7 protein-coding genes are annotated in these 15,778 nt (G+C 37.5%); 2 read left to right on the top strand and 5 right to left on the bottom strand.

Features of this window, described 5'->3' with window-relative positions; translation table 11 throughout:
• From FVQ77_03600 to FVQ77_03590, 3 genes are all read right to left on the bottom strand, one after another.
• The coding region (locus FVQ77_03600; protein MBW8049422.1) for a hypothetical protein at positions 1-390 on the bottom strand (390 nt) is incomplete at its 3' end.
• Between the two features lie 648 nt (positions 391-1,038).
• Entirely contained in the window at positions 1,039-1,251 is a 213-nt protein-coding gene (locus tag FVQ77_03595; protein ID MBW8049421.1) for a hypothetical protein, read from the bottom strand.
• Between the two features lie 46 nt (positions 1,252-1,297).
• The gene (locus FVQ77_03590; GenBank protein ID MBW8049420.1) at positions 1,298-4,273 is read right to left on the bottom strand and encodes an insulinase family protein; all 2,976 of its coding nucleotides are present in this window, start codon (positions 4,271-4,273) and stop codon (positions 1,298-1,300) included.
• 320 nt (positions 4,274-4,593) lie between these two features.
• Here FVQ77_03590 and FVQ77_03585 point away from each other — a divergent pair, with 320 nt between their 5' ends.
• Positions 4,594-6,789 (top strand): S46 family peptidase, encoded by a 2,196-nt coding sequence (locus FVQ77_03585; GenBank protein MBW8049419.1) that lies wholly within the window; start codon positions 4,594-4,596, stop codon positions 6,787-6,789.
• A 61-nt stretch (positions 6,790-6,850) separates the two neighbouring features.
• Here FVQ77_03585 and FVQ77_03580 read toward each other — a convergent pair whose 3' ends face one another.
• Together FVQ77_03580 and FVQ77_03575 are read right to left on the bottom strand one after the other, a co-directional pair.
• Complete coding sequence (locus tag FVQ77_03580) at positions 6,851-10,111, bottom strand: M1 family metallopeptidase (GenBank protein ID MBW8049418.1); 3,261 nt, start codon at positions 10,109-10,111, stop codon at positions 6,851-6,853.
• Between the two features lie 104 nt (positions 10,112-10,215).
• Positions 10,216-11,853: an AAA family ATPase gene (locus tag FVQ77_03575; protein ID MBW8049417.1), complete on the bottom strand. Its 1,638-nt coding sequence runs from the start codon at positions 11,851-11,853 to the stop codon at positions 10,216-10,218.
• Positions 11,854-11,929: 76 nt separating this feature from the next.
• Here FVQ77_03575 and FVQ77_03570 point away from each other — a divergent pair, with 76 nt between their 5' ends.
• A complete protein-coding gene (locus tag FVQ77_03570) occupies positions 11,930-15,712 on the top strand; it encodes a SpoIIE family protein phosphatase (protein ID MBW8049416.1) in 3,783 nt (1,260 codons plus the stop codon).
• The last annotated feature ends 66 nt before the right edge of the window (positions 15,713-15,778 follow it).

Below are 15,778 nucleotides of genomic sequence, written 5' to 3'. Positions count from 1 at the left end.
ATCGGGCATTATTTTAAAGAGGGTTCCCAGATTGTTTGTGCCGCCCTGATATGTCATTCCATAGAGAAAAGTTCCGTTAGAAACAAGAGAGCCGCGAGGATTACTTCCGTTTATTGCGCCTGCAAAGTCAAGGAGTATGGCATAGCCGGTTCCATCGGGCATTATTTTAAAGATGGTTCCCAGATTGTTTGTGCCGCCACCTGATGTCATTCCATACATAACACCTCCTACAGAAATTAAATTCTGGTCATACTGCGGATTAGCGCCTGTGAAGGCGCCATTGCCGGTAAAATCGGTGAGCTGGGTGTATTGGGCTTGGGTGTTTAAAGTCCAAAGTCCAAAGTTTAAAGTTGCCAATGCAACTGCGATAGTAAAGATTGATTTTTTCATGGTGTTAATAATTTATATTTAATTGAGTAGTACAAATAAAATAATTAGTTTTTTTGCTAATGATCTTTCCCTGCAAAGCGGGTTTATGACAGGCGCATGTATTTATAATCTATGCCACATCTGCTCTACCATTCTCATTTTTACAAGCTATGGCCGTTTTTTTACTGGTCTAAAAACAATAATCAACGTTCCAATAGATAAAGCTATGATCATGGCGCCAAAAATATATACAATAATCATTTTTTAAGATATTTAAATAATTCAAAAAGAGATTTAAAAAATATTATAATGGCCATAAAAAGAAAAATCCCTGCGAAACACAGCAAAGTTAATTCAATTTTATTGTTTAAAAAAGTATTCTTAAACAATATACCTGAAATTCCGGTTACAAGAACAATCAGGAAAATTGAAAACATCTTAAAAATCTCAACCCAAATGTTAATTTTCTTGTCTTCAGTTTGGTTGTTTTCCATACTTAAATATAAGAATTTTCTATTTGTTTTTTACTTTCTGATTTTGGGCTTTGCTAAAACTCCCGCCTTCGGGCTGATCAGTTACTGCATCAGTTGATAACGATCTTTTTGCAAGCTGTACCTTTTTCAGTAATTGCCTTCAATAATACGGCAATTGATAAAAACCGAAGAATTACTACTCTTCATTTTTTAATTCGTAGTAACCTTTTATTTCGGCAATTAATAAAACTGTGGCCAGGATGCCTATAGGTAAGACTAAAAGTATAGCGACAATGATTTCAAACATAGCGGTGGTGGTTGTGGTGTGCCTGTTGGCTTTTATTGCTGTAATGTACTTTAGGAATCGTAACTTTACTAAACCTTCAAGGTTTAGTAAAGTTGATCCCAAGTTAACCCCCTTTTCTTATTAATTTTTTTAACAAATTATCTGTGTTTCAATAATTAAAGATCTCCTCCAGCGTCAACTCTTCATACGCTCCTATTGCTTTCAGCACTTCCAGATCAATATCCTTTTTTTTAGCTAATATAAGATAGGTATATTTTTTACCTTTAATGTGCTGATCGAAGAAATTTCGCAAGTGATGTAATTTTATCTTTCTCATTCCCACATATACATCTTTGCGGATATCATAATCAAGCCCTTTGCGTACTGCATTTTCATAAGTCCAGAAAATTGAGGTTTTGGTAATCCGTTCACTTTCAATTTTTTTCGTCACACCTTTCCTGGCCGCCTCAAATTGTTGATAAGCCTCAGGCATATTCTCCATTATTTTCTGCATAGCGCCCAGAGATTCTTTCAGCTTATCGGCTTGTGTACCCACAAAAAACTGCACATAATGCGCCTTATCAGGATAACGAGGTGTAGTATAGGAAGCACGGGCTGAATAAGCATACGCCTTTGCTTCCCTTATCTCCTGGAATACAATGGAGGACAAACCCGATCCGAAATATTCATTAAACAATTTCCCCATGGGCACCAATTCCTTATCAAACAGCACATCTTTAGAGATCATCAAAATATGCGCCTGTACCATATCATAATCTACGAAAAGTACCTGATCCTTTTCTGTTGGCAGTTGTACATATTCTTCAGGCTCCGGATAATCATTTAATTGATCAGGAACCTGGTGATGTTTATTTAAGACAGACAATACTGTTTCAGGTTTGTTTTGCCCGTAATAAAATATCCTATGGTAGTAGGAAGTTAATTTCTTTAACTTTTCTATGAGTATCCCGGGTTTAACAGATCTTAATTCTTCTTCAGAAAGAATATAAGTAAATGAAGATCGCTTTCCATAAACGGCATAATTATACATTGCCCTGTATAAAATCAGCCACTTATTAAGCTTTGCATCGGCTCTTTTTTTAAGAATATCTGTAATAAGTTCATCCAAAGCCTTGTTGTCGGCCAAAACATTGGATAGAAGATGTTCAAACAATTTCACTCCCTCTTCCATTGATCGCTCCAATCCTTCCAAAGAAACGTAAACCCGGTCAGAAGAGGTGAAGACATCAAAGCTCAGTCCTAGCCTATAAAATTCCTCTTGCAGCTCGGAGGCGGTATATTTTTCAGTTCCCAGATAGGGGAGGTAATTAACAGCCAATCCTAATACTTTGTCATAGTTGGTACCCATATCAAGAATGTAATAAAGTTCAAACCGATCATTGAGCTTATTTTCAATATAGTTTACTTCGATTCCCGACAAGCCGGGATCTCCGCTTTGCTCCGAGCCCCCAGCCGCTTCACTACCCTGTAGGGCAAACCTGGAAATATCCTTTTCAAAATCAACAAAAGCTGGTTTTAGCTTATCAGATGTTACCTTTGAAAGGTCTTTGAAAAATGCTGATTGATTTTCCCTGTTCAGATCCAACGGTGTGATCGTGGGTTTTTCGATCCTGACAACAGTTGTATCTTCGCCTGTTCTTTTATTTACAACCACATAATTATCCTTATAATTTGCCTTAGCAAATTCAACGATCTGTTCTTTGGTGATCTGTGCCATTTTATCAATTCCGGTAACATAATCCTTCCAGTCAACAAAATTGGTAAATGCTTCTACAAAAGCAATTGCCCGTGGAAAATTATGCTCATAGTTTTGTATCTGGCTTAAACGCTTATCGTTAATAGCAGCTTCTACGAGCCACTCATCAAACTCGCCATTTTTAATCTTTTCAATTTGTTCTAATAAAAGCTCTTTAACCTTTTCTAACGGTTGCCCTTCACGGGGACGCCCGATAAAAGCATGTATTGAATAATCTATCATAGGGTCGGCATAAGAGTACGCAGCGAGCAGCTTCTGCTTTTGTATCAGGTTAAGGTCCATTAAACCTGCCTGCCCGTTATTTAAGATCACATCTATCAGTTCAATATATTTAACATCATCTGATTTTATCCCATCAAAACGGAACCCGATGGAGACACTTTCGGCTTCAGGTCCATAAACATCTTTTACTAAAGGTTCTGTTATATTTGGTTGTGGTTCAAAAGTGAATTGTGGGACTTGTTTGGAAACAAAGCTGCCAAAATATTTGTCAATCAATGCAACCGTACTGTCAGGGTTGAGGTCGCCTGATAAACAGATTGCCATATTGTTGGGTACATAGTAGGTAACAAAATATTCATGTATTTTTATCATAGAAGGATTTTTCAAATGTTCGCCTGTGCCTATGGTTGTTTGTGTGCCATAGGGATGCTTTGCAAACAATCCTTCCCTCATTGCTCTATAGACTTTCCTGAAGTCACTATCCTGCCCCCGGTTAAATTCTTCATAGACGGTTTCGAGCTCAGTATGAAACAGGCGTAATACCAACTCACCAAACCGCTCACTTTCTATCTTCAACCATTTTTCAAGCTCATTGGAGGGTATGTTATTTACATATACAGTCTGTTCATCACTTGTCCAGGCATTGGTATATTTGGCGCCAATGGAAGATATCATTTTGTCATACTCGTTGGGAGCAGCAAGATCAACAGCGATACCGGATAAGCTGTCAATTTGAGCATATATGTTTTTGCGTTCGTCAGGATCAGTAGTTGCTCTGTTTTTTTCGTAAAGCTGTTCGATCTGGTCTAAAAGCTTCTTTTCATTTTCCCAGTCAACAGATGCTATTTTGCTGGTGCCTTTAAACAGCATGTGCTCAAGATAATGCGCCAGCCCTGTTGCTGTGGGCGGATCATACTTAGATCCTGCTCTTACGGCAATAAGCGTTTGGATCCTCGGTTCATCTTTATACACGGTAATATACACTTTCAAGCCGTTTTTGAGTGTATAGATCCTTGCATTTAATGGGTCATTTGCAACAGAGTCGTAAGTTTCCCATACTTTTTTGTCTCCACAGCCTGTTATCAGCAGGGAAAGCGATAATATTGCCGCAAAGGCAATTCTGATCTTTTTTAGTTTAAGGTTCATGGTAATGGTAAGGGCATCTCTAAAAACTACACCATATATTCCCCTCTATCAAGAGGGGCAAGGGGTGTGTTTTAAAAAATATGTAGTTTTTAGAGATGCCCGTAAGTAAGTTTAAAGTTTTAAATTTGGATCACAAAATTAATCTTTATAATAGAAATAACCATAAATTTAAGTCTAAAACTTTTGAATACTAATCAAATCATTATAAATTTACACAATTTTTCTGCTTCATTGTAATATGACTATCAATGCGGGTTAGTCAAAGAAACAGCAAATTTCAAACGCTCAACACTAACACTGAAATCTAAACATATTTCGATATGAATATCAAAAACGTCTTAAAATTACTGCTGCTGCCACTGTTATTGCCACTTTTTTCCCTCCCGCCTGCCATTTACCATGCCTATGCAGGGCGGGCAGGGGCTGACGAAGGCATGTGGCTGCCCTTGTTGCTCCAAAATAACCAGGAAGAGATGCAAAAATTAGGGCTAAAGCTCACTTCCGAACAAATTTACAGTATTAACAATTCTTCATTAAAAGACGCCATTGTTTCATTTGGAGGATTTTGTACAGCTTCGATCATCTCTAAAGATGGATTGGTGCTTACCAATCATCATTGCGGCTATGAAGTTATTCAAAATCATAGCAGTGTTGAAAATGATTATTTAACAGATGGATTCTGGGCAACAAGCAGGGCAGAAGAAAAACCCAACCCGGGACTTACAGTAACTTTTCTTGTAAGGATTGAAGATGTAACTGAAAAAATTCTCAGTGAACTAAATGACGATATGGATCCTGCTGAAAGAGACGAAAAAATATACATGTTGAGTAACAGCATAGCTGCCGAAGCCACAGAAGGTACACATTACCATGCCAGGGTTAGTGAAATGTTTGCAGGCAATGAGTATTATTTGTTTGTGAAGGAAACGTTTAGAGATGTGAGATTGGTTGGCGCTCCGCCTGAATCTATTGGCAAATTCGGTGGCGATACCGACAACTGGATGTGGCCCCGGCATACCGGAGATTTTTCACTTTTCAGGGTTTATACCGGCCCTGACGGAAAACCTGCTGAATATTCAGAAAAAAACATACCGTTAAAACCGCAGCACTATTTACCTGTATCAATAAAAGGCATAGATCCTGGCAGTTTTGCAATGATCCTTGGTTTTCCCGGGTCCACCCAACGTTATAAAACATCTTATGGGATCAGGTTATTAATGGAGCAATCTAACCCTACGCGTATTAAAATAAGAGGAGAGATCCTGAAGATCATGAGAAATGATATGGATGAGAGTGATGAGATCCGGCTTAAATATTCATCCCAATTCGCCAGGGTAAGCAATTACCACAAATATTTTATCGGGCAGGATAAAGGTTTCATTCGAATGAATACAGTTTCTGTAAAAGAATCTGAAGAAAATAATTTTCAAAAATGGGCAGATGAAAACCAGGAAAGGAAGGCTAAATATGGCCAGGTATTAAGCGATATTAAAAACAGCTATGATAACTTAAAAGGATATAACATGGCCAGAGATTATTTGAACGAATTGCTCTTTAGTGCCGCAGGCGTTTTGAAAATGCCATACCTTTTTTCAGACCTTTACAAAGCATTAATAAAAAACAAGGGTGATCTGCAGGCAGTGAAACCTAACCTGACAAGAGCCAAAGCCCAGACTGAAAAACATTTCAAAGACTACCATCTGCCTACCGATAAAAAAATATTTACCAAAGTGCTCAGAATGTATTATGAGGATATGCCCCCTGCATTGAATCTCGGAATTTTTAACTTGATAGAAAAAAAATATAAAAATGATTTTAGCCGCTTTGCAGATGTCGTTTTTAGTAAATCGATGCTTACTTCTGCTGAAAAGGTAAATAATTTTTTTGAAAAACCATCTTTAAAGTTATTAAATAAAGACCTTGGTTTTCAAACAATGCAGTCTATACTACTTTCATATCGTAACGTGATCTTACCCAATTCGCAAAAAGACAGGGATAAATTAAGGGAAGCCCAAAGGCAATATATTGCCGGCTTGCGTGAAATGTATGCTGATAAAAACTTCTACCCCGATGCGAATTTTACAATGCGCTTGACTTACGGTAAGGTGATTAAATATGATCCAAAAGATGCTGTCCACTATGATTATGCTACAACCATTGAAGGAATTATTGAAAAACGAGACCCTTATGACCCTGAGTTCTTTGTTCCGGATAAGCTTTTAGAGCTCTACAATGAAAAGGATTATGGAAATTATGCTAATAATGGGACACTCAATATTTGTTTTATCACCGACAATGACATTACAGGCGGCAATTCGGGCAGCCCTGTGATAAATGGAGATGGAGAATTGATAGGCATTGCCTTTGATAATAACTGGGAAGGAATGACCGGAGACCTTGCCTACGACCCCAACATGAAAAGATGTATTAACGTTGATATCCGCTATGTATTATTTTTGATAGATAAATTTGCAGGAGCAGGATATTTAGTGGAGGAGATGACGGTGGTGGAGTAAAGCAGTAGACAGTAGACAGTTGACAATTGACAATATTGCCTACTGTCTACTACTTACTGCTTTATAAAACCCCCTCAATCACTTTATTAGGAACTAAATTCTGTAGCTTTAAAGTAAACCTGATATTATCTGAAAAGTCGTTGAAAGTTTCGGGGGTGTTGTTTGCAAAATTACTTCCTAACAATGGGAAATAGACCTCAAAATTATTTCTTATTATTTGAAACGTTATCCCTGCGTCATAAAAAATCTGTACTTCATCAGCAATCATCCCAAGATCTGTGAAAACAGCAAACGGGGTTTTAGGTATGTCTGCCTGCAAGTTCAATGAAGCAATCCACTTATCTGTATCAAAAGGTACATAACTTTTAAATGCTCCTTGCCGGTTATCAGTCTGGTGTACAAAACCTTTTACAAAATCTGATTTTTGTGCCCTGTCAATATAGATCTCATTCATCAGGTTATCTGCACTTCCATACATATTTAATCTGTAGGTAGAAAATAAAGTACCGGATTTACTTATAAAGCCTCCTAAATAATTTCGGATATTTATGAAATTCTTTTTCATATACTGATACGAGAAACTAATTTCCGTTTCCGGTTGTAAAAAGCTTCCAGGCATGCTGTTTAATCCCAGACTTATATTTAAACTCTTTATCGCATCTCCTGATGAATAATGATAATTGGCAGAAATTATACCACTTCTCTTTTCGTAGTAAGTTGTTAGTCTTAAACTTGTATCAGAATAAATATTTTCATCAGTAAAAATTGTTGTATAGGCAATTCTAAAGTCCTGCTTAGCGCCATATCTTACAGATTTAGGCTTAATATCAAATTTTACCGAAGGTTCTATTTTTTTGTATCCTGAAAAAACATTTGCTGTACCGGTTAAGGTTATCCCGAGTACTCGGGATAATTTTGCCTGTCTGCCGAACAGGCAGGAAGGATAAAGGCTATAATTGACCATCGCGTTGCCGGCAAAACTATTAAGGCCAACGCTATACATTGGCATAATGACAAAACTCACTCTTTTTTTGATCAAAGCGCTGTTATAGAAACCGATTCCAAGCATAAATTCATCTGTAGTGTTGTATCCTATTGCAGGAAAGTAGTATAGCTGCGTCTTTTTGGGGTCATCAAAGCCAAATGGAAACTGAAGGTCAAATGGTTCAATTTTTTTTGCTATACCAAACACACGTGACACGTTGTTTTTCCGGTTAACTTCAAGCACAATATTTTGAGCATCGATCATTATTCTATGAACATTGTCTGCTTCAAACCACATATGCGCTGTATCTGCAATTGGCTTTGTCCATTTTGTTTCAATCACATCGCCTTCTTTTGAGAGGGTACTTACAGGCACGGGAGCAACCATTTTGCCCCGGTTTTTTAATACTACCTGAATTTTATCCTTATTTTGTTTGTAATTAGTCGGGCTGCCCGGAATATCATTCCGAGCTACAGGGGTCGGATTAGCAATCCGGCCTACGGCAATATCGATTTCATTGCTGGTATTAATCAACTGGTCAAAAAACCAATCCATGTTCTCTCCCGTTACTTCTTCAAAAACCTGTTTCAGATCTTCAGGATATGGATGTTTAAATTTCCATTTATCAAAATAGGTTTGCATAGCTTTATCAAACTTTTCCACTCCAAGGTATTGTTCAAGGTAGTGGAAAGCCACAGCAGTTTTAAAATAAACGATGACGCCATAATTTACTTCTGTAAATTCATCAGATTCAAGTTGAATTGGCTGGTCTAATCCCCGGCTTGCCAAAAATGTGTATGGAATTTTATAAGCAGCTTCATTTTGATCCATACCAAACCTGCGGATCATCTTTGCGGAGAATGATATTTTTATCTTTTTTTTAGAAACAGATACCCTGTTTTTTAAAGCTGTAGTATCGCCTGCCTGTGCAAAAGCTTCAGCAGGCAGGCCTGCCTGCCCACCAGGCAAGTCCACTAAACTGTCAGGCGGGGACAATTTTTTTTCGTCCTTTCTTATTCTGCTGATCCTGTTTTCATAGTACGAATTTATACCCTCATCCATCCAGGCATGATCCCTTTCATTGCTGCCTAATATGCCGTAGAACCAATTATGACCAACTTCATGAATAATAGCATAAGTTCCGGTTACAGTGACCATGGGATATTCCATGCCTCCTCCTGCTCCCAATGCCCCCTCAACGGCAGTACACCAATCATAAGGGTAGTCGCCATTCCATAATGAATAATAATAAACTGCATCGTTGATATCTTTGACACTGTTTCTCCATGTTTCAGCATCTCTGTTTGTGAACATCAACCAGGTGGTTACCTTTCGTTTGGAGTGCGGTAATTCTACTTCACTTTTCAATACATTGTATCGTTTATCAGCAAACCATGCAAAGTCATGAATGTTATCCTGGACATATCTAAGGGTTTTTGTTTCCATATCGGATGGAGGAAAATCACCGTTCTTTGCAGGTTTATCACTACGCAAATCATTCATTATTGCATCAGCACTATTTGCCAACTGCCTACTGCCAACTGCCGACTTCTTTTCCAGCCATTCAATTTCCTCTTTGTTCATTAAAATACCTGTAGCTCCCACAACGTAATTTTTTGGCAGTGTAATGCTCACATCAAAAGAACCATATTCAGAATAAAATTCACCCTGATCTAAGTAAGGCATGGGATGCCAGCCTTTTCTATCATATACAGCGGGTTTAGGATACCATTGGCTTATTTGATATGATTGCTCTACATGCCCCAGCCGTGAAAAAGTATGGGGTAATTTTACTCTGAAGGGTGTAGAGATAGTTATCTTTTCCCCGCTTTTTAATGGCTCGTTTAAAAGCAGCTTACATATATCAATATCCGAAACTCGAAACTCGAAATCCGAATGCTCCCGTTTTCCACTACTACCTTTATTCCCTTGATTGCCTTTATTCCCTTTATTGCCTTTATTCCCTTTATTGCCCTTATCTCCTTCCCATCTGACTTTCTGCCCGTTCACTTTAAAATCCAGGCTGTCAATATACCCCCTGTCATCTTCTTTAGCATAATAGAATTTTGTTGACGCCATCATTGACCCGCTTATTTTTTGTTTGGCAAAAGCGGTTTTGTTGTTTTTATAGGCATTTGGCCACAGGTGAAAATAAATAAACTCCAGGTCATCCGGTGAATTATTGACGTACTCAATCTCTTCCTCGGCATGCAAAAAATGGTTCTTATCGTCAAGTGTTACTTTTATATTATAGTTTACTTGCTGCTGGAAATAGTCCTGGGCAAGTGAGTATTGAATGATCAGGCAGGTTGCCGCCATGAATAATAGGATGGACAATGTTTGACCCCGACTTTGTCGGGGCAGGTGGAAAATGTCACCCTTAACGGGTGAGCACCCGAAAGGGTGGGAAGCAGTTTGATTCATTATTTTTTCACTAAATACTAATTCCCCCTTGCCGGAAAAAGATACTCAATAACCCTTCGGTCAACAATAGCATCCTGCCTTCTTATCCTGGTTTTTAAACTAATTCCACCAAGCGAACGGCACCTGCTCAGGGCTACGTATAATTGACCGTGTGCAAAGATCCCTCCACTCAGGTCAATGATAACTTTATCGAAGGTTAAGCCCTGGCTTTTGTGAATGGTGATCGCCCAGGCAAGCTTTAGAGGGTATTGTGTGAAAGTTCCGATCACATCCTTGGTTATTTCATTTGTCTTATTATCCCATTTGTATCTTACATTTTCCCATTCACTCTTAAATACCTCGTATATTTCTCCATCTTCAAGCTCAACTTCAATTTTATCTGCTTCAAGGTTGTGGATTTTTCCCAGGGTTCCATTTACCCACCGTCTTTCATAATCATTTTTAACAAAAATGATCTGAGCGCCCTTTTTAAGAGATAATTGTAATGGGGCGAGGTATCTATCCTGAGGAAAATCCCCCGTAATTTCAGCGTTATATTTTAATTCCTTCCCATCTATTTCCCGGAGTTTTCTTGTATTAATACCGTCAGCAACAATATTTTTTGTGACCAGCGAAATGATAAATTCATCTTTAGCCGGCTCAAAACCGGGGTCATAGCGTTTTTCAAGCAGCTCTAATTGTTCAAATCCTAAATTTCCAATACGGATGCTGTCTAACAAAGCTATAAAGCTTTCATCATTTTGCCGGTAAACTTTTTGCAATTTAAAAGAATTAAAAGCCGCCTGTTGAAATGCCCTTGCGCTAAAAAAAAAGGGTGTCGAATATACTTCTTCGTAAAGTACCCTTTCCGCTTCAGAATTTCTTACTACCGGGGGCAACTGGAACAAGTCGCCTATTATAATGATCTGCTTACCGCCAAACAATTTGTTTTTATCCCCGCCATTGATCCGCAGCGAATGGTCAATGGCATCAAGGATATCAGCCTTTACCATTGAGATCTCATCTATGATGATCGTATCCAGTTTTTCGATGATCCTCCGTTTTCGATCTGTTTTAGAAAAAAAATGTATGTCTTTATCTTTAAATGAGAGTGGCCCAAAAGGCAATCTAAAGAAAGAATGGATCGTAGAACCTCCTATATTAATGGCAGCAATGCCGGTAGGCGCCAGTGCTACTATTTGCTTTTTTGTATTATGAACTATATAATGCAGCAGGGTGGATTTACCCGTACCGGCTTTACCCGTGATCTCTACATTTTCGTTGGTATTTTCAACTTTATTGAATATACCTTTAAATTCTTCAGATGGTTGAAAATTTTTAGGTAACGAGATATAGTTAATAGGTGGTTTACTTTTCCTGCCCTGTTGGGTTTCTTTTTTATCCAACTGCTGACGATCGAAAAGTGCAGCATCTAACCGGTATTCTTCTCTATCAAAAGGCCCGCCTGCCTGATTTCCGGTATCAACAGGATGGCGGGCAGGGGTACGTAAATCATGATCATACATATCAGTTTCTTCAGCTTCTCTTCTCAGAATATCCCTGAATATATCATCCTCCATATCACTCATTCTATCATCTTGCGACAATTTATCAAAATACGCCTTTCTTCTTTCCCTGATTCTATTTATGCTATCTCTATATTTTTTTCTATCCATATTCTAAATTATTGGTACAAATTTATCAAAATAATAACAAAAAAAACACTAATTTTACAACATAAAAAAAATTCGAATGCTTTTAAGAGTATTTATATTCTCATTAATAATTTTATCTAACGGGGTCATGTGTCTTGCCCAGCCCCCTGCACCTATACGTTACGTTAGTTCCAACGAGCAATCTTCGGGTGCACTTTATTCATTTAAGACATTCACAAGTGAGAACGGTTTGACTCAAAATCAGATCGTAGCATTATTCCAGGATTCAAAAGGCTACATTTGGCTTGGATCCAATGGAGGAGGTGTAGCAAGATATGACGGGGTGAAATTTGTAAATTATTCTGCCAAAGAGGGCTTGATCAATAATACTGTTTGGTCAATAATTGAAGATAAAACCGGTAATATTTGGGTGGGAACTGAAGGAGGTATTTCTGTGCTTGTAAAAAATTCTATTTTAATGTCAAAAATAAAAATCATAAATTATACTGTTGACGATGGCCTTGTGGATAATATGGTCTATAAGCTATTTAAAGATAGTAAACACAATATCTGGATTGGTACTAATGAAGGAATATCAAAAGTTACCCTGCCTGACACTTACCCCGGGCACGCAGGGTCAGGGGCAAACTCAGGGAACTTGTTGGGAAAGGTTGATAAAGGATCAGGAATAAATTTTACGAATTTCACCACAGATGATGGACTTGTAGAAAATGCGATAAGAACTATTTATGAGGATCAACAGGGCAATTTATGGTTTGGTACTACTGGTGACGGATTAAATTTGCTTGTTCCATCTCTAACAGATGCAGCAGCAGAAAATAATCAGGGAAATTCTCCATTATTTACCACATTCACAGAACAAGAAGGATTAATGCATAACAATGTGTCCACGTTATTCCAGGATAGCTTTGGCTATATGTGGATTGGTTATTGGGATGGAGGTATTAGTTGTTATAAACCATATAAATCCATGATTAATTCGGGGCAGAATGGGCAAGATGCAAATAATAGGTACAAACTTATTGTAGAAAATGAATTCTTAACCGCTTTTTCCGTACCGTCTATATTGCAGGATAAAAGAGGAAACATGTGGTTTGCTACCTTTGGTGGAGGGCTGTTAAAAAGGTCACATGCTGAGATTAACAATTCGATAAACAGGTTTGAACATTTTTCGTCTAAAGATGGCCTTGGAAATAACAGAATATGGTCTCTTATGCAAGATAGAGAAGGTAATCTCTGGGTAGGTACTTATGGGGGTGGTGTATCGAAGTTGATCAGTCGAACGTATAAAATATTCACTAAGAAAAATGGGTTATCAGACGACTTTATCTGGTCAGTTATACAAGATAAAAATCAAAACATATGGGTGGGTACGAATGGAGGTGGAGTTTCAGTTATTCCTTTTCGCAATGTATCTGGCGTACATACAGATAAATTTCCAACTTTGAATGAAAAAGCGGGTTTGGCTGATAATAGGGTTTATTATATGTATGAAGATTCACGGTCGAATATCTGGCTTGGTACGGCTGGTGGATTAACGATAGTCAGATATAACCAGGTTAAAGGAACTATAAAAATAATAAAAAAAATTACAATGAAAGATGGATTAATAGATCATCGGGTGAGGATAATTTTTGAAAATAAACGGGGTGACATCTGGATTGGAACCAATGAAGGAATATCTATTATCAGGTCGAAAAATCTCAAATATGCTGTCAACCCTTTCACTTCGGGAAAAAATAAAGTAATGTTTGAAAATCTGACAATAGACCAAGGTCTTATACATAGTCTTGTCTATTCGATATTAGAAGATATGCAAGGAAATATCTGGATCGGTACAGGGGGTGGTGTATCACTATTAAAGATTCAGGATTTAGTTAACAAAAATGGGGTTGCTCCCATTTTCCCGGAACAAGCTTTTGAATATTTTACTGTTAAAGATGGTTTGGTTAATAATGATGTAAGAACGGTTTTGGAAGGGAAAAATGGCAAACTTTGGTTTGGAACAGGAGGGGGGATATCCATTTATGACCCAAAATCTAAGAAATTTGAAAATATTACTTCATTAAATGGCTTAAGCTCTGAAAGATTATACTTCATGCATTTTGATGATGATAATAACCTGTGGATAGGTACAAATATTGGTCTTGATAAATTTGATTTGGGCGAGTATCGTGAAAAAGAGAGACCAAGGATCAAGCATTTGACACATTTAGATGATTTTATTGAAATTGAGACCAATACAAATGCCATATGTGAAGATAATGAAGGTAATCTCTGGTTTGGTACAATTAACGGATTGGTAAAATATAATCCCAGGGCAAAAAAACCAAAAAATACATCAGAACCTCTTACACATATTACAAATATAAAAGCATTAGGACAAGATACTATCCTGCCCCAAAATGCAACATTACCTCATGATTTAAATTATTTGGCTTTTCAATATATTGGCATAAGCTTAACCACACCAGAAAAAGTGAGGTATCAATACAAATTAGACGGGTTTGATGAAAAATGGTCATTAATTACTCAGGAAACCTATGCTGCTTTTACCAATCTTTCCCCAGGTGAATACACTTTTAAAGTAAGGGCTTGCAACAATGATGGTGTATGGAATAAAAAACCTGCCTTTTTTAGTTTTGTCATAACCCCTGCATTCTGGCAAACATGGTGGTTTTATGGCTTTTGCAGCGCTATTGGAATTTTGGTCTTTATCTCTTTTATTAAAATAAGAGAAAAAAGTCTGATCAAGGAAAAGAAAATTTTAGAACAAAAGGTTAAAATAAATACTGATAAGGTTATACAACAAAAGGAAAAAATTCAACTACAAAAAGATCAGTTGGAACAAGCTAATATGGCGCTTCGGGAGAAAAACAAAGCCATTACATTTAGTATCAATTATGCCAACCAGATTCAACAGGCAATACTTCCAAAGGAAGAAGAAATTGCAGAGGCCTTTCCAGAGCATTTTATACTCTATAAACCGAGGGATATAGTGAGCGGGGATTTTTACTGGTTCAATTATGCGCAAAGTGAAGAGCCCCGCCAGTTAGCGGGGCATAGCGGTGAACGCCATGCGATTATTGCGGCAGTAGATTGTACCGGGCATGGCGTACCAGGCGCGTTAATGTCCATGATAGGTAACGCACTATTAAATGAAATAATCATTGAAAAAGCAATTACAAAACCAGCAGAGATACTTCAAAATTTAAGAGAAAAAGCGAACTCGGTATTAAAACAAAAAGCCGACCATCCGGGCACGATGTATGGAATGGATATCGCCTTGTGTAATATAGATCTTACAAATAATATTTTACAATATTCCGGGGCATATAATCCTTTATATATTATTAAACAAGGGGAAAATGAAGATGAAAGTCAAAAAGAAATTCCAAATTATAAATCTAAAATTAAGTATAATATCCAAATCGGGAATTCAATACCTGCCCCGACAAAGTCGGGGTCCAAAACGATAAGCCCTAAACACAAGGCAGGCCTGCCTGCCGTCCCGAGTAACTCGGGATCAGCGCAGGCAGGTAACTTTAAACTCATTGAGGTTAAAGCTGATAATTTTCCAATAGGTATTAATACCCCTGAAAAGAAAAAGACATTTACTAATCACAAAATACGATTCAAAAAAGGGGATACTTTTTATATTTTTTCAAATGGTTACGCTGATCAAACCGGAGGTCCAGATGGAGAGAAAATAATGAATCAACAATTCAGTCAGCTGCTTCTCGATGTGCAACATTTGACAATGAAAGAACAACACAAGGTTTTAGACAGCTCTTTTGAAAATTGGCGTGGTAATGAAGTACAAGTTGATGATGTGCTGGTGATAGGGGTGAGGTTGTAAATTAACAATCTGTAATTTTTTTTAAAAAAAAGATCAATAAAACTTGCATTGCACATTTATATATTT

Source organism: Cytophagales bacterium (assembly GCA_019456305.1).
Taxonomy (GTDB): Bacteria; Bacteroidota; Bacteroidia; order Cytophagales; family VRUD01; genus VRUD01.
This window is presented reverse-complemented; position numbering and strand designations above follow the sequence as displayed.